We start from the raw sequence: 22129 nt of genomic DNA on the forward strand, positions 1-22129 counted from the left end.
AAGCAATCTTGATGTGTTTTGGGTAATCGAAAACAGCCGAAGAACCTATACAAAACGACAAAAAAGAACCAAACCTCCAAATATTCAAACCGCATTATTCTAATACATAGAGGGGTGGGGTTTTGTTTTAAAAATTAAACCCTAGCATTTGCTAGGGTTGAGAGCATTTTATTGCCTTATTTTTAGGTTCGTCGGTTGATAGTGATAGAAAATGATAAAATAAGATTTTGAATTTATGTAAAAAAGTTTAGTTTTGCTTCAATAAAACTTAGTTTGAATTTAAGGAATGATGCCAATATTTCAACTAAACTTAGTTTTGTTTTATGTTATTTTTTTCTATAGACTAAGGTTAAAACTTGGTTTTTTGTTTTATATTACTACAAAATAAAACCAATTTGGAACTATATTTGTTGTTTGTGGAATTTGATTCCTGCAAAAGTAAACACCTCAAAACGCTTCAAAGTGAACAGTTTTAAAATTTATCAAGAGTTTAGCTTTAGATTAAAATGCAATTTCAAAATTTGTATTATATTTGAATTTTGTAATTAAAACAAAAGGTTGCTATTTTTTTTTAAAATGAATCAATTGTAAATTTTGAAACAGCTTAAAATCAAAAAATAGTACTTTTAAGTTCACAAACGTTCATCAGGATTCAAGCATAAAATAGGCATAAATATATCTAAAATTGCATTTCGTTAGCTAAAAGTTGACTTAATAGCTCTTTAAAGTCAATGTAATTAGGTAATATTACCATCAGGGCTAAGAGATAAACCATTTGAATATCCGAATGATAAGTAATTTGAATTAATAATTAGTGATTAGTGATTAGTGAAATATCTATAAATCAAACAATCGAACAATCAAACAATCGAATAACCAAATAACCACATCATAAATATGTCTGACGTAGCTGCAATACAAAATCTGGTTCAAAAACAAAAAGAACTCAAGCAAGAAATAGCTAAAATTATTGTGGGGCAGGACGATGTAGTCAATCAAATTGTGTTGAGTATATTTTCAGGCGGACATTCACTTTTGGTAGGAGTTCCAGGATTAGCAAAAACCTTAATGGTCAATACTATTGCGCAAGCTTTGGGATTGGATTTCAAAAGAATTCAGTTCACACCAGATTTAATGCCGTCGGATATTTTAGGAAGCGAAATTCTGGATGAAAATCGTCAATTTAAATTCATCAAAGGGCCAATTTTCTCCAATATAATTTTGGCCGACGAAATAAACAGAACACCGCCAAAAACACAAGCTGCACTTTTGGAAGCCATGCAAGAAAAATCGGTGACCATTGCGGGAGAAAATCATAAATTAAGTTTGCCATTTTTTGTATTGGCAACCCAAAATCCAATTGAACAAGAAGGAACCTATCCTTTGCCAGAGGCACAATTAGACCGTTTTATGTTTGCCATAAAACTAGATTATCCATCATTTGCAGAAGAAGTTCAAGTAGTAAAAAGTACAACTACAGATTCCAATGTAAAAATAAATTCATTATTCACAGCGCAAGAAATTATCGATTTTCAACATTTAATTCGCCGTATTCCAGTAGCAGACAATGTTATTGAATATGCGGTAACTTTGGTTTCAAAAACCCGACCAGACAATCCACTTTCTAACGAGTTTATCAAAAATTATTTGGATTGGGGCGCGGGGCCACGTGCCTCGCAGAATTTAATTTTGGCAGCCAAAACCAATGCTGCACTAAAAGGAAAATTCTCACCCGATATTGAAGATGTTCAGGCTGTAGCCACAGGAATTCTTCGCCACAGAATTATTAAAAACTACAAAGCCGACGCCGAAGGAATTACAGAAGAAATGATTATTAAAAAATTATTTTAATACAATTAATATTAACACCAATTTCACGAATTTTCACGAATTAATATTTATAATTCGTGAAAATTCGTGAAATTCGTGTCTTCCTTACTTATAACATTGATATAATTTGTGTATTTTTAATGAAATTCATTAAAAAAATTGTTTCTTAGTATTAAAAAAAACTATGTTCGGAATCAAAATCCCACTTGAAAAAAGAATTCCAGGTTTGGATTTGGCAAGAACTATAGCTATTTGTTTGGTAGTTTTTGCGCATTCACTTTGGATAAGCACCCATTTCCCGCCATTAGTCAGTTGGCTCATGCAATTAAGCGGCACAATTGGTGTCGAAATTTTTTTTGTAATTAGTGGTTTTCTTATCGGGAAAATTATTTTAAGAATGATCAATCAGGATGATTTTGGTATTCAAACCATTTTTCAATTCTTAAAAAGACGATGGTTTAGAACATTACCCAACTATTATTTTGTTTTGATTTTGAATATTTTTTTGTGGTATTTGATTTATCAAAAATTTCCAGAAAAAATATTCTTGTATTTTTTTTATTTGCAAAATCTAACCACAACATCGCCAGCTTTTTTTAGAATATCGTGGAGTTTAGCAGTGGAACAATTTTGTTATATCATTGGACCATTTTCACTATTTTTCTTGATTCGACTTTTTCCCAATAGAAATAAAAACCTTCTGTTTTTATTAATGAGTTTATTAATTATATTCATTTTTGTTTTGGTCAGAATTCAGTTCAATTATTCCCACAAACTCACCTCAATATTTAGCTGGAACCAAAATTTAAGAAAAGTGACTATTTACAGACTAGATGCCATTTATTATGGATTTGTAATGTATTATTTGTTTCATGAAAATTATATTAAAATAATTCACAATCAGCTTTTATTTATCATTGGATTGGCTGGTGTTTTTGTACTTCATATTTTAATTTTTGCCATGGGAATTTCTTTCGAAAATTATCCATTCTTCTTTAATGTTCTGTTTTTACCATTAAATTCAATTTCAATTTGTTTGATGTTGCCATTTTTAATTCATCTTAAAATACAATCAACATTTACACTAAAATGGATTACTTACATCAGTGTATTTTCTTATAGCATTTATTTATTGCATTACACCATCATTCTTCACGGAATTAAAACTTATTTACCGTCTGATAACTTAATCGGATTACCTTTATTTGGATATACTGTTGGATACTGGATTTTAGTATTGGTTTTATCATCACTTCAGTATAAATATTTCGAAAAACCCATCACCAATTTGCGTGATTAAATCCATAATTTTCACTTTTTACCTCTTAAATTCATATTTTGATAAAAAGTATCATTCAAAATCCATGTTTTCGCAAATTTTTGTTGTTTTTAGATATATTTCAATTAAAAATTTTAAATGATACAACGATTTCGTAATTTTGCACCACAAACAATAAACCTTATTTATTATGGCTTTTGATATTGAAATGATTCAAAAAGTATATGCTACAATTGCTGAACGTGTCGACAAAGCACGAGAATTAGTTGGGCATCCACTTACCTTATCTGAAAAGATTTTATATTCTCACCTTTGGGACGGAAATCCGAATCAAGTTTTTAAAAGAGGAACAGATTATGTTGACTTTGCACCAGACAGAGTAGCTTGTCAAGATGCTACTGCCCAAATGGCCTTGTTGCAATTTATGCACGCTGGAAAAAGTAAAGTTGCAGTACCAACAACTGTGCATTGTGACCACTTAATTCAAGCAAAAGTGGATGCAAAAACAGATTTGGCTCGTGCTAAATCTCAATCAAGTGAAGTATTTGATTTCTTATCATCAGTATCCAATAAATACGGAATTGGTTTTTGGAAACCAGGAGCGGGAATTATTCACCAAGTAGTATTGGAAAATTATGCATTTCCAGGTGGAATGATGATTGGTACCGATTCACATACTGTAAACGCAGGTGGTTTAGGAATGCTGGCCATTGGTGTTGGTGGCGCTGATGCCGTAGATGTAATGTCGGGAATGGCATGGGAATTGAAATTCCCCAAACTAATAGGTGTAAAATTAACTGGAAAACTTTCTGGTTGGACAGCACCAAAAGATGTCATTTTAAAAGTAGCAGGCATTCTAACCGTAAAAGGTGGAACTGGAGCTGTTGTTGAATATTTTGGCGAAGGTGCAACCTCAATGTCTTGCACAGGAAAAGGAACTATTTGCAATATGGGTGCAGAAATTGGCGCTACAACATCTACTTTTGGGTACGATGCTTCAATGGCGCGTTATTTACGTTCAACAAATCGTGCAGATGTGGCGGATGCAGCAGATAAAGTGGCTGATTATTTAACTGGCGATGCCGATGTATATGCCAATCCAGAAAAATATTTTGACCAAGTAATAGAAATTAACTTATCAGAATTGGAACCACATTTAAATGGTCCTTTCACCCCAGATTTGGCAACTCCAATTTCAAAAATGAAGGAAGAAGCCATAAAAAATAATTGGCCATTGAAAATTCAAGTAGGTTTGATAGGTTCATGTACCAATTCATCTTACGAAGATATTTCTCGTGCTGCTTCATTGGCCAAACAAGTTTTAGATAAAAAATTAAAATTAAAATCTCAATTTACTATTACTCCAGGTTCTGAAGTAGTTCGATCTACAATTGAACGTGACGGTTTTATAAATACTTTCAATACTATTGGTGCCACAGTTTTTGCAAATGCTTGTGGACCTTGTATTGGAATGTGGGACAGAGAAGGTGCTGAAAAAGAAGAACGCAATACAATTGTGCATTCTTTCAATCGGAATTTTTCTAAACGTGCGGATGGAAATCCAAATACATTGGCTTTTGTAGGTTCGCCAGAATTGGTAACTGCAATGGCAATTGCAGGTGATTTGAGTTTCAATCCATTGACTGACAAGCTTATAAATGAAGATGGTGTAGAAGTAATGTTGGATGAACCAACAGGCGATGAATTGCCAACTAAAGGTTTTTATGCCGAAGATCCAGGCTTTCAAGCACCAGCAGAAGATGGTTCAGGTGTTAAAATTGTTGTGAGTGAAACTTCTGAAAGATTACAATTGCTTGCACCATTTAGTCCATGGGATGGAAAAAATATTATGGGAGCCAAATTGTTAATCAAAGCTTTTGGAAAATGTACCACCGATCATATTTCTATGGCTGGACCTTGGTTGCGTTTCCGCGGACATTTGGATGCTATTTCAAATAATATGTTGATTGGAGCCATTAATGCATTCAATCAAAAAGCAAATTCTGTTAAAAATCAGTTAACTGGTCTATACGATGCAGTTCCAGCAGTTGCAAGAGTTTACAAAGCGGCTGGTGTTCCATCTATAGTAGTTGGAGATCATAATTATGGTGAAGGTTCTTCCAGAGAACATGCCGCAATGGAACCTAGATTTTTAGGCGTGAAAGCGGTTTTGGTAAAATCGTTTGCTCGTATTCATGAAACCAACTTGAAAAAACAAGGAATGCTTGGTTTGACTTTTGCAAATGAAGCGGATTATGATAAAATTCAAGAAAATGATACTATAAATTTTATAGATTTGGTGGATTTTGCACCAAGTAAGCCATTGTCTCTTGAATTCGTTCATGAAGATGGTTCAAAAGATATTATTATGGCAAATCATACCTACAATGCGGGTCAAATTGGCTGGTTTGTTGCTGGTTCTGCCTTGAATTTAATTGCAGCAGGAAAAGCTTAATTAGAATTTAAATTATTCAAAAATAGAAGAACTCTCAATTTTTATTGAGAGTTTTTTGTTAAATAAATACTATAATTTTTAACATCCCATTTTTAAAAAGTATTTTAGCTTTTCAATTTTCTAACGAAAAAAGAACTACATGAAACTATTTACATCTTTTCTATTTACAATTATTTTTACTATTACTGCTTTTTCGCAAGAGAATTATATAAAGCATAGGATAGAAAAAGGCGAAAGTATTTATAAAATTTCCAAAAAATACAATGTTAGTGCCCATGAAATTTTAAAATTAAATCCAACTGTCAAAAAAGTATTAAAATTAAATTCTGTTATATTAATTCCAAATTTTAATATTCAAATTGTTGAAAACACACCAACAATTACACATGAAGTATTGCCAAAGCAAACGCTTTATTCTATTTCAAAACAATATGGCGTTACTATTGAAGATATTAAAAATGCCAATCCTACAATTGATGTAGAATCATTAGCAATTGGTCTCAAAATAAATATTCCAAGAAAAGATTTTAAACCTGAAATTGCCATATTAACTGAAACAGTTAAAAATTTACCTGAAAAAACTCAAAATCTAGAGGCAACAACACATGATGTACTTCCTAAAGAAACCAAATACGGAATCTCAAAACAGTACGGCATTACTATTCAAGAATTGGAACTATTAAATCCAGAAATTTTGAAAGAACTTCCTGTAGGATACAAATTGGTCATTCGCAAATCGAATAGTTCAAATCAAAATATTTCTGATCAAAATTCTTCAGTTGTAAATGTAATTACTCCAAATACCGAAATTGTATCGCCGAAATTAAATGACTCCATTGCTGAGCCAAAACTTGTAGTTCGCAATGAAGAATTATTAAATAAATTGGTTAGCACAGCCTCGGAAAATATTGGTACTCGTTACCAAAGTGGCGGCACATCAAAAGGTGGATTTGATTGTTCAGGATTGATGATTAATACTTTTGGTTCTCATAATATTCAATTGCCGAGAACATCTGCTGGTCAATCCAACTTTGGTACTCAAGTAAGTATTTCCGAAGCTCAAAAAGGTGATTTAATTTTTTTTACTACTAATGGTAGAGGAAATATCAATCATGTGGGAATGATTACTGAAGTTGTAGATGACGAGGTGAAATTCATACATGCATCTGTTCACGGTGGCGTGATTGTTTCTTCCAATAAAGAAACTTATTATTCAAAAAGATTTGTGAAAATCAATAGGGTTTTAGAATAACAGGTTTGCAAAAAAAATACACTTTATTAAAAATAAAGTGCATCTTTTTTAAGTTTAATTCCTATTTATGATTTAATCCAATTTATAATTTCAAGGTCAGTTGGCGAAGTTGTTGGAGCAATTACTTTTTCTAAAAACCCTTCAGTATTGATTAAGTATTTCTGAAAATTCCATTTGACTTCATTGTCTTCCAATCCGTTTTTGGATTTTTGGGTTAAGAACTGGTATAATTCATTCATATCGCTTCCTTTCACCGATATTTTTTCCATCATTGGAAATGTAACTCCATAATTTTTGGAACAAAAAGTGGCAATTTGAACATTAGACCCTGGTTCTTGAGATCCAAAATTGTTGGCTGGAAATCCAATAATCGTAAAGTTTTTATCTTTAAAAGTAGTGTATAATTCCTGTAATTGTTCGTATTGTGGTGTTAGTCCACACTCCGAAGCTGTATTTACAACCATTATTTTTTTTCCTTTTAAGCTAGAAAAGTCAAACCCTTTTCCTTCAATATCCTTTACTTTAAATTGATAAATTGATTCCTTCATAATTAATTGATTTTCTTGTTTTTTTAAAGATTTGTCACTCTTTTTAGATTGCCCAATACAACTCATGCAAAGTGTTATCACAATCAGAAATACTATATTTTTCATAATTATGCTTTTTTATTGAACCTTCTATTTCTAATGTAAACTACAGTTGAAAAAATCATAAACACAATAAATACTTGCAAATAAATCATTACGTTTTGTTTTTCGCCCGAAGCATAGGAATGCAATCCGCTCAAGTGAAAATTAACTCCAAAATAAGTCATTAAAACCGATGCGAAAGCCAAAACACTCATAAAATTGTAAGCAAATTTTCCGCGCAAAGCTGGCACAAATCGAGCATGTATAACAAAAGCATACACCATTATACTAATTAACGCCCAAGTTTCCTTTGGATCCCAACCCCAATAGCGACCCCAACTTTCGTTTGCCCATTGACCACCAAGAAAATTTCCAATGGTCAACATTATAAGTCCAACAGTCAATGCTAGTTCGTTGATATAGGTTATTTCTTTGATATTTAAATCCATTTTTTGCCTATTGTCTTTGGTTGTAAAAAGCATCAACATCATAGCAACAATTCCTAAAATTGCTGCCAATGCAAATGGCCCATAACTTCCTACAATGACTGCTACGTGAATCATTAACCAATAAGAATCTAACACCGGAACCAGATTGGCAATGGCTGGATCTGTCCAACTTTGATGCGCTACCCACAAAATCATGGCGGCTACAAAAGCAGTTGAAGCGACAGTTAATTGGGACTTTCTGCCAAAAGCCAATCCAAAAAATACTATCGACCAACCAACATAAATCATAGATTCATACGCATTACTCCAAGGTGCATGTCCTGAAATATACCAACGTGCCACTAATCCTAAAGTATGTAAAACAAATAATAAGCTAATTATAATATGAAATGTTTTGACCGAATATCTTATAAATTTTCCGTTGTTGAAAATATTAATTATTACAAAAAGAAACATCATAATACCTGCTAACATATAATAAGAATAGAGCTTTTTAAATACATCAAATTTATTATACAAAATTTCTGAATCTATTTTTTGATCCGATGGTCTAACTTCATAACCATATTTTTTTTGATATTTTTCGATACCAATAATCAAACTATTGGCGAGTTTATAGTCTTTAGTTTTTTGAACTTTATCTAATGAATTTAGATAGAAAGGTAAAATATTTTTAACGGTATCCAATGCCGATTTTGTTGGCTGATCAATTTCTAAATAAGAAACCCATTTGTTATTTTTATCGTACGGTTTCGGGAAAATTTTTAAAATTTGTCCGCTTAAAGCAGAATATAATAGGTTTACTTTTTTATCAACATCAATAAAATCTTTTTGAAATTGATTGGGAACTGGTTCTTTGTAAGCTTCGTCCAATTGTTTTTTGAGTTTATAATTCCCTTTTGCATCAAAGAAATTAATTAAAGAAGCATTGTTTTCCTTTACATCAATTCCAATTAATTTTCTGATGCTGTCATTTCCTCTTTTGAGAGTAATAATAGGAACTTCGTACCAAACTTGTGGAAACTGAGACATTGAAATAAAAGCTTGATCGGCATTCATACTTTTATAGGTATCGCTTTTGCTCACTTTTCTAAGCAATTCTGACGCAAAAGTATTAATAGGTTTCATTCGTCCGCCATCATCTTGAATCACTAAACGTCCAAATTTTGCTGCATGTTCTTTAGAAACCATGAATTTGGTTAACAAAGAATCAATTTGATTGATATTTGGTTTTTGGTGTGCATGGTTTTGAGAAAATCCTGAAAAAGAGAAGAAAAATAATAAAATTGCGGTTAAAGTTGCTTTTTTTGCACGAACATTGTCCAGTTTTCTTTTCAAATCTGCAAAACGAGAATGTTTTGTAAACAAAATCGCCATCATAGCAAAATACAATAAAAAATAACCAATATAGGTAATCCACGTTCCCCAAAAATCATGGTTTACAGATAGTTTTGTGCCTTTTTCATCTTCATCAAATGAAGCCTGAAAGAAACGATATCCTTTATAATCCAACACATTGTTCATAAAAATTCTGGCATTAAAAGGTTTTTCTTTACTTTCCACAGTGACCTGACTTTCAAAAGCGGCATAACTTTTTTCGGTTCCTGGATATTTGGTAGCAATAAATTTATTCAGTTTGATTTTGAAAGGCAATTCATAAACTTTGCTTCCATAAAAAAGAGTAAATTCTAAATCACCTTGTTTAAAAATTTCTGGTTCACCCAATTGTCCTTTGGATCCAACCAAAGTAATAGTTTGCTCTTTCCCTTGATTTTTTACTTTTAAAATCAAAGCATCACTAGTAGTTTTATCTTTATAATCATTATTGGATTTATATATTTTTAATCCTTTAACAGCCATTTCTGGGAAAACAAATTGTGTCCCACCCAAATTGTACAAAGACCTCATCATTAAAGGTTCAGTCTTATCTTTAGTTACTTTTCCTTGAAATTTATCTGCCATCCGCATAAAATCTCCATCAAATGGAGTTTCTATAGAATAAATATCATTTTTTACAGTGATATTCACAGCACCTTTGGTGAATTTATTTAGTGTAAAAAGAACATTGTGAATATTTTGCACTTCGCCTTCTTTCAAAAAATGCTCATGACGTTTGCCTTCTCCAGCTTCAACTAGTTTTAGATATAAAACTCCGTTATTGTCTTTTTTGATGGTTTCGGTGGCACCCATTATAAAATCGACCAAAGAAACTTCAAAAGGAATTTCGTTGAATTTATAATTATAAGAGAAACTATTGTTTACAGCTGGTGAAAGCAACAATGGTTTTTCGAAAGTACGACGACGCATTTCGCCTTCATATTGTCCGTCGACATACATGGTTAGAAAAGTTTTATCTGAAAATACTTGTTTCTCAGAAGCCCCTTGCCGAATCGGCATCATACCTTCAAAACTAACATATCGAGTTACAGCTGCTCCAATTAAAATAAAAATGAACGACAAATGCAATAGCAAAGTGGCCCATTTTTCTTTTTTGTATAATTGGTATCGTTTTATGTTTCCGAAAAAATTAATTAAGAAAAAAACATGAATGGCTTCAAACCACCAAGAGTTGTATATGATAATTCGAGCAGTATCAGTATTATAAGCATCTTCAATAAATGTTCCTGCTGCCATTGCTCCAGCATAAGTAAGAAATAAAACAGCCATTAATCGGGTTGAAAATAGAAAGGAGAATATCTTTTTTTCCATGGGTGGAATTAAATTATTTTGGTTGTGCAAAAGTACTTAAAAATGTTTATTTGGTGTAGTGTTTTATTAGAATTTATGCATAAATTAGGATTCGTTTGGCATTGCTTTAAATTATAAAAATTTATAACTTTTTAGTACTTTAGCCAAATGATTAAAGTAGTTATTATAGGCTCAGGAAATGTAGCACAACATTTGATTTCCGCTTTCGCTAAAAGTGATGCGGTTGAAGTAGTTCAAGTTTATGCTCGCAACAAAGAAAATGCTACTCACCTACTCGATTCCTATAAAATTACAAGCAACATAAAAGATTTGACGGAAGCCGATGTTTACATAATTTCAGTATCTGATAATGCAACGGCAACAGTTTCATCGCAAATAAATTTTGAAAACAAACTGGTTGTTCATACTTCTGGAAATGTTGGTTTGGATGATTTGGATGATAAAAATCGAAGCGGCGTTTTTTATCCGTTGCAAACGTTTTCAAAGTCAAAAGAAGTTAATTTTAAGGAAATTCCTATTTGTTTGGAAGCTCAAAATAGCAATGATTATCAATTATTAGAAACCATAGCCAAATCAATATCTGACAAGGTTTTTAATATAAATTCGCAACAGCGAAAAGCATTGCACGTTTCGGCTGTTTTTGCCAATAATTTTACCAATTATTTGTATCAAATTGGAAGTGACATCTGCCATAAAAACAACATTCCATTTGAAATTCTGCAACCCTTAATCCAAGAAACGGCAGATAAAATTATAACACTTTCGCCAAAAGACGCACAAACTGGTCCTGCCAAACGAAACGACACACAAACTATCAACGCACATTTGAATTTTCTTTCGGACGAAAATCACAAAGAAATTTATAAATTATTAACCAAATCAATTATTGATAATGGCAAAAAGCTATAAAGAAATTATGAACAACATCACTACTTTTATTTTTGATGTTGATGGTGTTCTTACTGATGGAACGGTTCATGTATCGCAAACTGGAGAAATGCTCCGAGAAATGCATATTCGCGATGGTTTTGCCATGAAAGCAGCTTTGGAATCTGGTTATAATGTATGTATTATTTCTGGTGGAAGCAATGAAGGTGTTCGCATTCGCTTGAAAAATTTAGGTATTACCGATATTCACCTTGGTAGTCCAAATAAAGTAGAAACTTTCAAAGAATATATTGAACTGTACAACATCAAACCTGAAGAAGTATTGTATATGGGTGACGATATTCCAGATTACCATGTTATGCAACTCGTAGGTTTACCAACTTGCCCACAGGATTCCGCGCCAGAAATAAAAGGAATTTCAAACTATATTTCGCACATCAATGGGGGAAAAGGTGCTGTTCGTGATGTGATTGAGCAAGTAATGAAAGTACAGGGAAAATGGAATACTTACTTTGATGGAAAGTTTGATTAAATTGATATTTTAAATGTTGAATTTTAAACTTTAAAATCGAATTATCAAATCCACAAATAACCGTAAAACAAAAAATGAAATTCTTAAAACTCATCCGCTACAAAAATCTAATTCTACTTGCTTTCATGCAAATTATTTTCTGTTTTGGTTTTTTAAAACTAGAAAAAATAGATTTATCGTTGGCCAATTGGCAATATATTTTACTTGTTTTATCAACGGTTTGCATTGCAGCAGGTGGCTACATTATCAATAATATAATGGATCTAGATTCGGATTTAGAAAACAAACCCAACAATGTTGTGGTCGGTGTTTCAATTTCTGAAACTATGGCGTATAATTTATATATTGGATTCACTCTCATTGGTGTTTGCATAGGTTATTATTTATCGAATGTAATTATGAGACCTAGTTTTCTACTGGTCTTCATTTTGCCATCAGCCTTATTATATATTTATGCAACCACTTTAAAGCAAATCATGATTGTTGGAAATATGGTAGTCGCTTCAATGTTGTCGTTAAGCATCCTGATTATTGGATTGTTTATGATTTTTCCTGCCACTTATGAAGGAAATGTAGAAAAAATGAGAGTTGTTTTTTCCGTTTTGATAGATTATGCAATTATTGCTTTTATCATCAATTTTATCAGAGAAATTGTTAAGGATTTAGAAGATATAGCTGGCGATGTACAACAAGGATTGAGAACTCTTCCTATAGTTATTGGTGAAAATAAAACTAGAAAATTGGTTTTTATTTTGGGCTTTGTACCTACCATTCTTATTATTTATTATGTTTATAATTATTTGTTTCAATTGCAATATGCGACAGTTTATATTTTAGGATTTATAGTCGGACCATTATTATATTTCATTATCAAAATTTTGTCTGCAAAAACAAAAAAAGAATATCATCATTTGAGCAATGTACTGAAACTGATTATCTTTTTCGGTATTATTTCCATAGTGATAATTGCATTAAACAAACTATATTATGTTGGATAAAAAATTTGAAAACACCAAAATAATTTTGGCTTCTGGTTCTCCAAGGAGACAACAATTTTTGAAAGATTTAGACTTAAATTTCGAAATTCGTCTCAAAGAAATTGAGGAAATTTACCCAGAAACATTACAATCTTTAGAAATTACAGATTATTTAGCAAAATTAAAAGCTTCAGCATTTAATGGTGAATTGCTAGAAAATGAGTTATTAATTACCAGTGATACATTGGTTTGGCTTAACGGAAAAGCTTTGGGAAAACCTTCAGATTATGATGATGCTTTCAAAATGCTTCAAGAATTGTCAAATAAAACCCATGAAGTAATAACCTCAGTTTGTTTTAAAACTAAAAATAAAACAGATATCATAAATGATACTACAAAAGTAACATTTGGAAAATTATCTGATGAATCTATAAAATATTATCTCGATAATTATAAACCATTTGACAAAGCTGGAAGCTACGGAATTCAAGAATGGATTGGTCTTGTAGGCATTGTAAACATTGATGGTTCTTATACAAATGTGGTGGGTTTTCCGACCGAAAAAGTATATCGCTATCTGTTAAATATTTAACTTAATGATCATAATTTATAGTTTTTGGCACAGTTATTGAAAATTGATATATAATAAAACTAACAATTAAAATTTCATTAATTTAAAACCAAAAAGTATGAGAAATTTAAAATTTATTCTTGCCGTATTTATAGTCTTTCTATCTCTGGAAACTTCAGCGCAAGTATCTATCAATTTAAATATTGGCGGAAGACCAGATTGGTGCAATAATTATGATGATGATGTTGAATACGTTTATATGCCAGAAATAGAATGCTATTATGATATGCATTCTTCGGTCTATATTTATTATGGTCCACGAGGTTGGATGCGTTCAAGATATCTTCCAGAATATTGCCACAATTATGATATGAATCGTGGTTACAGAGTTGTTTTAGATTACAGAGGTCGTTCTCCTTATGCAAATTTTGAAAATCACCGATCTAGATACTATCGTGATTGCCATAGAAATTATAGAGAAGAATATTATGGAAATAATAATTATAACAGACGAAGCAATGCAGTAGCGGTTGTTTACAATGATAATCATAGATATAATGACAACGACGATGATAATGATAACTATTATTACAAAAAAGAAAAAAAACACAAAAATCATGACAACCATGATCACGAAAATGGTCGCGGTCAAGGACGTGGAAGAAGATAAAATATTCAATTTTATAAAATTCAGAGAACAAATGTTCTCTGAATTTTTTTATAGCAAAGTATTGCGAAATTTAAAAATCTTAAAAAGTATTATTAAAACATAAAGTGATTTTAAATTATCTTTGTAAAAATTATTTTTTTAGTTTTGAGATATTTTATCCAATTTGCATACAACGGAACGCACTACCACGGTTGGCAATACCAACCAAGCGCCATTTCGGTTCAGGAAACCTTAAACAAAGTTTTTTCGACATTACTAAATCAAGAAATTGATATTATGGGTGCTGGAAGAACAGATACAGGAGTTCATGCTTCAAAAATGTTTGGTCATTTTGATACTAATGTTGTTATTGACAATGCAAAATTTATTCACAAAGCCAATTCGTTTTTACCAAATGATATTGTAATTTATGATATAATTCCAGTACACGAAAATGCTCACGCAAGGTTTGATGCAACTTCAAGAACTTATCAATACCACATTTCAACATTCAAGAATGCTTTCAATTCTGAAATAAATTGGTACACACCCAAAAATTTAGATATTGAAAAAATGAATGATGCCGCTAAATTGCTATTGAATTTTAATGATTTTCAGTGCTTTTCCAAAGTAAATACCGATGTAAATACTTTTAACTGTAAAATAACAGAAGCTTTTTGGACAAAAGAAAAAGAAAGCTTAATTTTCACCATCTCTGCTGATAGGTTTTTACGAAATATGGTTCGTGCCATTGTTGGAACCTTGGTAAATGTAGGTTTACACAAAATAACAATACAAGATTTCATACAAATTATAGAAAGCAAAAATCGTCAAAACGCTGGTTTTTCGGTACCTGCAAAAGGTCTTTTTTTAACCCAAATCGATTATCCATATATTAAATGAAAGCATTCGATACTACTCTTTTCAAGAGAATTTTAGAATATACAAAACCTTATAAAAAACGATATTACAGCGTCATAGCTTGGGCTATTTTATTATCCGTTTTTGCAGCGCTTCGTCCATATTTACTAAAAAATACTGTCGATAGTTATATCCAAACCAAAGATTCACATGGTTTGTTGATCTATGTTGTGCTTATTGGAATTGTACTTTTACTAGAAGTATTATCGCAATTTTATTTCGTTTTTTGGGCAAACTGGTTGGGTCAAGATATTATCAAAGACATTAGAATCAAACTTTTTAAACACATTACAAGTTTCAAAATGAGCTATTTTGACCATGAACCTGTAGGTAAATTGGTAACTCGCTCCGTTTCAGATATTGAATCTATTGCTCGAATTTTCAGTCAAGGTTTATTTATGATTATTAGTGATTTGCTCAAAATGCTAGTCATACTTGGATTTATGCTTTACATGAATTGGAAATTGACCATGATTGTAATTGCGGGAATGCCAATTTTAATTTATGTGACTAGAGTTTTTCAAAAAAAAATGCAAGGTGCTTTTGAAGAAGTAAGAAATCAAATTGCCAATATGAATGCTTTTGTCCAAGAACGAGTTACAGGCATGAAAATAGTCCAACTTTTTACTCGTGAAGACATTGAACTAGAAAAATTTAAAGAAATAAATAACAAACACCGAGTAGCATGGGTGAAAAACGTTTGGTACAACTCCATCTTTTTTCCAATTGCAGATATTATTTCTTCCTTAACTTTAAGTTGTATTGTTTGGTATGGCGGAATAAATATTCTAAATGCCGATGGATTAACCAGTTTTGGAGATTTGTTTGCTTACACGATGTACATTGCTATTTTCTTTACACCATTGCGACAAATTGCAGATAAGTTTAATGAAATGCAAATGGGAATGATTGCTGCAAATCGTGTGTTTGAAATTTTGGATACTGAAAATAATATCCAAGATAAAGGCACAAAAGTAGCACCCAATTTTAAAGGGAAAATTGATTTTGAAAATGTAACTTTTGGTTACAAACCTGATGAAGATGTATTAAAAGGTATTAATATTTCTGTAAACGAAGGCGAAATGGTCGCTATTGTTGGAGCGACTGGGGCAGGAAAATCGACTATAATTAATTTATTAAATCGTTTTTACGAAATAAAATCTGGCATTATTTCTATTGATGGTCATGATATAACCGAATATGAATTGGACAGTTTGCGAGTACAAATTGCTGTGGTTTTACAAGATGTTTTTCTGTTTGCAGATACGATTCACAATAATATTACATTAAATAACGAATTCATTTCTAGAGAAACAGTTATTCAGGCTTCCAAAGAAATTGGTGCTCATGATTTTATTATGACTTTGCCAAGCGGATATGATTATAATGTAAAAGAGCGCGGCAATATGCTATCTTCTGGGCAGCGACAATTAATTGCTTTTTTGAGAGCTTACGTAAGCAAACCAAGTATTTTAATTTTGGATGAAGCTACTTCGTCAATTGATAATTATTTGGAAGAATTAATTCAAAAAGCGACAGACACTATTACCAAAAATAGAACTTCAATAGTGATAGCGCATCGTTTAGCAACCGTTATCAACGCTGATAAAATTGTAGTACTTGATAAAGGAATTGTAGTTGAGGAAGGTACACACCATCAATTATTACAAAAAGAAAATGGATATTATAGAAAGTTATACGATTCGCAGTTTGTAACTCATGAGGAGGAAATTTAGCTTTGATTGTTAGTTATATTGAATAATTTCACACATTCAATCGCTTCCTTCACATCATGAACGCGAAGAATATTTGCTCCTTTCGTCAAAGCAATAGTATTTAAAACCGAAGTGCCATTTAATGCATTTTCTGCAGTCGTTTCCAATGTTTTATAAATCATTCCTTTTCGAGAAATTCCAACTAAAATAGGCAATTCAAGCATTTGAAATAATTCTAATTTATTCAATAATTCAAAATTTTGTTCTATAGTTTTTGCGAAGCCAAAACCTGGATCAATAATTAGGTCGTTGATTCCGAAACTTCTGGCTTTTGCTACTTTTTCTGAAAAATAAAATAAAATATCCTTGACCAAATCATCATAATCAGTCAATTTTTGCATGGTTTGCGGATTCCCACGCATGTGCATCATAATATAAGGAACTTGCAATTTGGCTATCATTGCAAACATATTATCATCCAAACTTCCTGCAGAAATATCATTGATTATTGATGCGCCATTTTCAACGCAAGTCTGTGCCACTTTACTATTGAAAGTATCTACAGAAAGTATTGTTTCTGGGAATTGTTTCAGAATTACATCAACAACTGAAACCACTCTTTTTAATTCATCATCAACCGAAACAATTCCAGCATTTGGTTTGCTAGATTGCCCACCTATATCGATGAAAGTAGCACCATCGGTCAACATTTTTTCAACTTGCAATAAAATATTTTTTTCCGAAGTGAACTTTCCACCATCATAAAAAGAATCTGGAGTAACATTCAAAATTCCCATTACTTTTGGTGTAGATAAATCAATAAGTTGTCCTTTGCAGTTAATTGTCATTTTAATTCAAATTGTTATGGCTATTGCTATTTAAATTGCCTAAAAAGTTTTATTTTTGAGCAAATTTGATACAAATATAATTTATTAATGAGTAATACCAGCCAACAATACGATTCCATCATCAAGATTTGTCGCGATTTATATTCCAAAAAAATGACAGATTATGGTTCTGCTTGGCGTATTTTGCGTTTGCCATCACTTACAGATCAAATATTTATTAAAGCACAGAGGATTCGGAGTTTACAGGAAAACGAAATCCGAAAAGTAGATGAAGATGAAGCATCAGAATTTATTGGAATCATTAACTATTCAATAATGGCTTTGATTCAGTTGGATAAAGGCGTGGCAGACCAACCTGATTTAAATCCTGAGGAAGCCATAAATCTTTTTGATGAAAAAGTACAACTCACCAAAGAATTAATGGAAAATAAAAATCATGATTATGGAGAAGCTTGGCGCGATATGAGAGTGAGTTCATTGACGGATTTAATTTTACAAAAAATTCTTCGTGTCAAACAAATTGAAGACAACAGAGGAAAAACCATTGTTTCGGAAGGTATAGATGCCAATTATCAAGATATGATTAATTATGCGGTTTTTGCTTTGATTTTAATGAAAAAATAAAAATTTATTATGAAATACCTAGTTCAATTTTCTCGCCTATTCGTGGGCATATTATTTATCATTTCTGGTTTAATAAAACTCAACGATCCAGTTGGCTTCTCCTATAAACTAGATGAATATTTTAGTCCTACAGTTTTCGATATGCCCTTTTTATTTCCATTTACTTTGGCATTGGCTTTATTTGTGGTTATTTTAGAAGTGGTTTTAGGTGTAATGCTTCTAGTAGGTTTTAAAGTAAAATTTACTGTTTGGAGTTTACTTTTACTTATTTTATTTTTTACTTTTTTAACTTTTTATTCTGCTTATTTTGATGTTGTAAAGGACTGTGGTTGTTTTGGTGATGCATTAAAATTGACGCCTTGGCAATCATTTACCAAAGATATTGTATTATTGTTTTTTGTATTGATTTTATTTTTTGGACAAAAATATATCAAACCATTATTTAATGAGAAATTTGCAATAATTAGTTCAGTATTAGGACTTTTCGCCTCATGTTTTTTGGGCTATTATGTAATAAATCATTTACCGGTAATCGATTTTAGAGCATTTGCCGTCGGGAAAAACATTCAAAAAGGAATGGAATATCCTGCTGGTGCTCAAAAATCTGTTTATGAAATGATTTTTGTTTACAAAGTAAACGGTGTAAATAAAGAATTTACCGACAAGCAATTAATGAGTATTCCCGAAGGCGCTACATTTATAGAAAGAAAAGACAAATTAATTACCGAAGGATACATTCCACCAATTCACGATTTTACACTAGAAAAAGATGGAACAGATTATGTTACAGAAATTTTAAATGAAGAAAAAATGATATTTTTAGTGATGTATGATTTAGGTAAATCAGATCCAGAAGGTTTATCAAAAATGGAAGCTTTCCATCAAGAAGCCAAATCCAAAGGATATAAAGTAATTGCAGTTTCATCGTCTGATAAAACAACCATTGAAAAAGTTAAAAAAGAAAATGAAATGACTTTCGATTTTTACTTTTGTGATGTAACTACATTGAAAACTATCGAAAGAAGCAACCCAAGTATTGTAGTTTTACAGAAAGGAACTGTAACTCAAAAAGCACATTATAATGACATCAATAAACTTAAATTATAAAAAAAATGAAAAAAATACTTTGTATATTATCTGCTATCATTATGAATATTTCATGCTCAAATGCTCAAAAAACAGAATTTTCTAAAGAAGCTTTGTCCGAAAATTTATCAGCAACAGATGGAAGTCAAGTTGCTTTTAAAAACATCTTAAAAAAATTCAAAGGAAAAACTTTAGTTATTGAAGTTTGGGCTTCTTGGTGCGGTGATTGTGTTAAAAATATGCCTAAACTAAAAGAACTGCAAGCCAACAATCCAGATGCATCATATCTATTTATTTCTATGGATAAAACTTCAGAAAAATGGTTAGAAGGCATAAAAAAGCATGAACTCAATGGTACTCATTTCTTAGCAAAAGATGGAATGAAAGGCGCATTTGGAAAAGCAATTGACTTGGATTGGATTCCTAGATATATTATTGTAGATAAAACTGGGAAAATTGTTTTATACCGAGCCATTGAAACAGATTTTGAAAAAGTAAACGAAACAATTAAGAGCATACAATAATGAGAACAAAAATAGTAGCTGGCAATTGGAAAATGAATAAAAATGCCGAGCAAACAGAGGACTTGATTAACGAATTGATTGATAAATTACCAACAGATACTGATGTTAAAGTTGTTATTGCACCAACATTTGTCAATTTGGCTTCAGCTGTAGATCATACAGAGTTTACCAACATTCGTGTGGCAGCGCAAAATATGCATCAAGCGGAAGGTGGCGCTTTTACTGGAGAAATTTCAGCAGACATGCTCAAAAGTATTGGTGTGAATACTGTTATTTTAGGTCATTCGGAACGTCGTGCTTACTTTCATGAAACAGATGCTTTAATTGCGAACAAAGTTGAAACGGCTTTAAAACATGAAATGACTATTATTTTTTGTTTCGGAGAAGAATTAAAAGACAGATCAACTAACAGCCATTTCAATATTGTAGAAGGTCAACTTCGAGATGGTGTATTTAATCTTCCAGAAAGTGCTTGGTCAAATATAATTTTGGCATATGAACCTGTTTGGGCTATTGGAACAGGTGAAACTGCAAGTCCAGAACAGGCGCAAGAAATGCATGAATTTATTCGTGAAACTGTTAGAAAACAATATGGAAGCCAAGTGGCTGATGATGTTTCAATTTTATATGGCGGAAGTGTAAAACCAGATAATGCAAAAGAAATCTTTTCTAAACCAGATGTTGATGGCGGATTAATTGGTGGTGCTGCATTAAATGCAAATGATTTTGTTGGAATAGTAAATGCGATGTAAATTATTTATTACAATAAAATAGATATTATAAAAAAAAATCATGATTACAAAAGCCACTCTTCAAAATGTTTCTGCTTTAAACATTTTAGTAAATTCTGCTTACAGAGGAGAATCTTCCAAAAAAGGATGGACAACGGAAGCCAATATTTTAGAAGGTATTAGAACCTCCGAAGAAGAACTATCAGAAATCATTAAAAGTCCAAATTCTTCAATTTTTAAATTTACAGAAAACGATACTATTATAGCTTGTGTACTTTTTGAAGTAAAAAAAGACAAGTTGTATTTGGGCATGCTTACAGTTTCACCGGAGATACAAAACAGTGGAATTGGCAAAAAAATATTGAAATTTGCGGAAGATTATACTATTGAATTGGGTTTGCCAAAAATAGTGATGACGGTAATTTCAGTTCGAGAAGAGCTTATTGCATGGTACAAACGACATGGTTATTTGGACACAGGTATAAAAGAACCTTTTCCAATGGACAATCCTGAATTCGGATTGCCAAAACAAACTTTAGAATTTATTGTACTGGAAAAAATAGTTAAATAATCGATTTATTTCTTCAAATATTTGACCAAAGCTAAAACATACAATATCAAAGAAGCAAACATTAAGCCAATTTCAAGAGCAAAATTATTGTCTACCGTTCTAGCCAAAAGCATCATAGCTGTAGCAAATAAAAATAAATGTAACGGATTTAAATTTCTATAATATTCTTTCATGTTTATTTGAAAAATGAATCTACAAATTCATATTTGTTGAAAACCTGCAAATCGTCAATACCTTCACCAACACCAATATATTTTACTGGAATTTGAAACTGATCCGAAATTCCGATAACAACTCCACCTTTTGCAGTTCCGTCGAGTTTTGTTACAGCCAGACAAGTAACCTCTGTTGCAGCAGTAAATTGTTTGGCTTGTTCAAAAGCGTTTTGCCCAGTAGAACCATCAAGAACCAACATAACATCGTGTGGCGCATCTGGAATTACTTTTTCCATGACGCGTTTTATTTTTGTAAGTTCATTCATCAAACCTACTTTATTATGTAGTCGACCTGCGGTGTCAATTATCACAACATCAGCATTTTGTGCTACGGCACTTTGCAAAGTATCAAAGGCAACAGAAGCTGGATCACTTCCCATTTGTTGTTTTACAATTGGAACGCCAACTCTATCGGCCCAAATTTGCAATTGGTCGATGGCAGCGGCGCGAAAAGTATCGCCAGCACCTAGAATTACATTCAATCCAGCTTTTTTGAATTGATTGGCCAATTTACCAATAGTAGTAGTTTTACCAACACCATTTACGCCTACTACCATAATTACATAAGGTTTCTTATTGGCTGGAATTTCAAATTCAGTAGCTTCACCTCTATTTGTTTCTGACAATAATCCAGCAATTTCTTCTCGAAGTATTTTATTTAATTCCTCGGTTCC

The 22129-nt window shown here is 31.7% G+C and carries 21 protein-coding genes; 16 read left to right on the top strand and 5 right to left on the bottom strand.

All coding sequences use genetic code 11. The features are described 5' to 3' along the window. Positions 1–897: 897 nt before the first annotated feature. The 4 genes from RMN92_RS07320 (at position 898) to RMN92_RS07335 (ending at position 6816) form a co-directional block, all read left to right on the top strand. Complete coding sequence (locus RMN92_RS07320; protein WP_309608810.1) at positions 898–1851, top strand: MoxR family ATPase; 954 nt, start codon at positions 898–900, stop codon at positions 1849–1851. A 163-nt stretch (positions 1852–2014) separates the two neighbouring features. Beyond that, the gene (locus RMN92_RS07325) at positions 2015–3130 is read left to right on the top strand and encodes an acyltransferase (RefSeq protein ID WP_309608811.1); all 1116 of its coding nucleotides are present in this window, start codon (positions 2015–2017) and stop codon (positions 3128–3130) included. 169 nt (positions 3131–3299) lie between these two features. After that, on the top strand, positions 3300–5564 hold the full coding sequence (locus RMN92_RS07330) for an aconitate hydratase (protein WP_309608812.1): 2265 nt from the start codon (positions 3300–3302) through the stop codon (positions 5562–5564). A 139-nt stretch (positions 5565–5703) separates the two neighbouring features. Further along, on the top strand, positions 5704–6816 hold the full coding sequence (locus RMN92_RS07335; protein ID WP_309608813.1) for an NlpC/P60 family protein: 1113 nt from the start codon (positions 5704–5706) through the stop codon (positions 6814–6816). A gap of 65 nt (positions 6817–6881) precedes the next feature. On the opposite strand, the gene RMN92_RS07340 is transcribed toward RMN92_RS07335, so the two are convergent. Then, on the bottom strand, positions 6882–7469 hold the full coding sequence (locus RMN92_RS07340; RefSeq protein ID WP_309608814.1) for a glutathione peroxidase: 588 nt from the start codon (positions 7467–7469) through the stop codon (positions 6882–6884). A 2-nt stretch (positions 7470–7471) separates the two neighbouring features. Continuing rightward, a complete protein-coding gene (gene ccsA, locus RMN92_RS07345) occupies positions 7472–10603 on the bottom strand; it encodes a cytochrome c biogenesis protein CcsA (protein WP_309608815.1) in 3132 nt (1043 codons plus the stop codon). A 147-nt stretch (positions 10604–10750) separates the two neighbouring features. Here ccsA and RMN92_RS07350 point away from each other — a divergent pair, with 147 nt between their 5' ends. The 7 genes from RMN92_RS07350 to RMN92_RS07380 all read left to right on the top strand — a co-directional run bounded on the left by RMN92_RS07350 (position 10751) and on the right by RMN92_RS07380 (position 16877). Continuing rightward, complete coding sequence (locus RMN92_RS07350) at positions 10751–11512, top strand: F420-dependent NADP oxidoreductase (protein WP_309608816.1); 762 nt, start codon at positions 10751–10753, stop codon at positions 11510–11512. Continuing rightward, positions 11496–12023, top strand: coding sequence for an HAD-IIIA family hydrolase (locus RMN92_RS07355; RefSeq protein ID WP_309608817.1), 528 nt, complete (start codon positions 11496–11498; stop codon positions 12021–12023). The genes RMN92_RS07350 and RMN92_RS07355 overlap by 17 nt, the downstream gene beginning before the upstream one ends. A gap of 74 nt (positions 12024–12097) precedes the next feature. Beyond that, positions 12098–13021: a geranylgeranylglycerol-phosphate geranylgeranyltransferase gene (locus RMN92_RS07360; RefSeq protein ID WP_309608818.1), complete on the top strand. Its 924-nt coding sequence runs from the start codon at positions 12098–12100 to the stop codon at positions 13019–13021. Next, complete coding sequence (locus RMN92_RS07365; protein WP_309608819.1) at positions 13011–13592, top strand: Maf-like protein; 582 nt, start codon at positions 13011–13013, stop codon at positions 13590–13592. Before RMN92_RS07360 ends, RMN92_RS07365 begins: the two co-directional genes overlap by 11 nt. Positions 13593–13689: 97 nt before the next feature. Beyond that, positions 13690–14241: a hypothetical protein gene (locus RMN92_RS07370; protein WP_309608820.1), complete on the top strand. Its 552-nt coding sequence runs from the start codon at positions 13690–13692 to the stop codon at positions 14239–14241. A 144-nt stretch (positions 14242–14385) separates the two neighbouring features. Beyond that, entirely contained in the window at positions 14386–15123 is a 738-nt protein-coding gene (gene truA, locus RMN92_RS07375; RefSeq protein WP_309608821.1) for a tRNA pseudouridine(38-40) synthase TruA, read from the top strand. Then, complete coding sequence (locus RMN92_RS07380) at positions 15120–16877, top strand: ABC transporter ATP-binding protein (protein WP_309608822.1); 1758 nt, start codon at positions 15120–15122, stop codon at positions 16875–16877. Before truA ends, RMN92_RS07380 begins: the two co-directional genes overlap by 4 nt. Here the strand turns inward: RMN92_RS07380 and folP are convergent. Then, entirely contained in the window at positions 16874–17704 is an 831-nt protein-coding gene (folP, locus tag RMN92_RS07385) for a dihydropteroate synthase (protein WP_309608823.1), read from the bottom strand. The genes RMN92_RS07380 and folP overlap by 4 nt on opposite strands. 87 nt (positions 17705–17791) lie before the next feature. Between folP and RMN92_RS07390 the strand changes: the two genes are divergently transcribed. From RMN92_RS07390 to RMN92_RS07410, 5 genes are read left to right on the top strand one after another with little or no spacing between them, the layout of a single operon-like run. Continuing rightward, positions 17792–18328 (top strand): DUF1599 domain-containing protein, encoded by a 537-nt coding sequence (locus RMN92_RS07390; RefSeq protein ID WP_309608824.1) that lies wholly within the window; start codon positions 17792–17794, stop codon positions 18326–18328. 9 nt (positions 18329–18337) lie between these two features. Beyond that, positions 18338–19435 carry a BT_3928 family protein gene (locus tag RMN92_RS07395; RefSeq protein ID WP_309608825.1) on the top strand — a complete coding sequence of 366 codons (1098 nt, stop codon included), beginning with the start codon at positions 18338–18340 and terminating at the stop codon, positions 19433–19435. Between the two features lie 5 nt (positions 19436–19440). Continuing rightward, complete coding sequence (locus RMN92_RS07400; protein WP_309608826.1) at positions 19441–19938, top strand: TlpA disulfide reductase family protein; 498 nt, start codon at positions 19441–19443, stop codon at positions 19936–19938. Beyond that, positions 19938–20690: a triose-phosphate isomerase gene (tpiA, locus tag RMN92_RS07405; RefSeq protein ID WP_309608827.1), complete on the top strand. Its 753-nt coding sequence runs from the start codon at positions 19938–19940 to the stop codon at positions 20688–20690. Before RMN92_RS07400 ends, tpiA begins: the two co-directional genes overlap by 1 nt. Positions 20691–20730: 40 nt before the next feature. Continuing rightward, positions 20731–21240, top strand: coding sequence for a GNAT family N-acetyltransferase (locus RMN92_RS07410; protein ID WP_309608828.1), 510 nt, complete (start codon positions 20731–20733; stop codon positions 21238–21240). Positions 21241–21245: 5 nt separating this feature from the next. On the opposite strand, the gene RMN92_RS07415 is transcribed toward RMN92_RS07410, so the two are convergent. Beyond that, positions 21246–21413 (bottom strand): hypothetical protein, encoded by a 168-nt coding sequence (locus tag RMN92_RS07415; RefSeq protein ID WP_309608829.1) that lies wholly within the window; start codon positions 21411–21413, stop codon positions 21246–21248. Between the two features lie 2 nt (positions 21414–21415). Further along, a partial coding sequence (gene ftsY / locus RMN92_RS07420) for a signal recognition particle-docking protein FtsY (protein WP_309608830.1) occupies positions 21416–22129 on the bottom strand: 714 nt, incomplete at its 5' end.

This window comes from Flavobacterium sp., from assembly GCF_031363805.1.
Lineage (GTDB): Bacteria > Bacteroidota > Bacteroidia > Flavobacteriales > Flavobacteriaceae > Flavobacterium.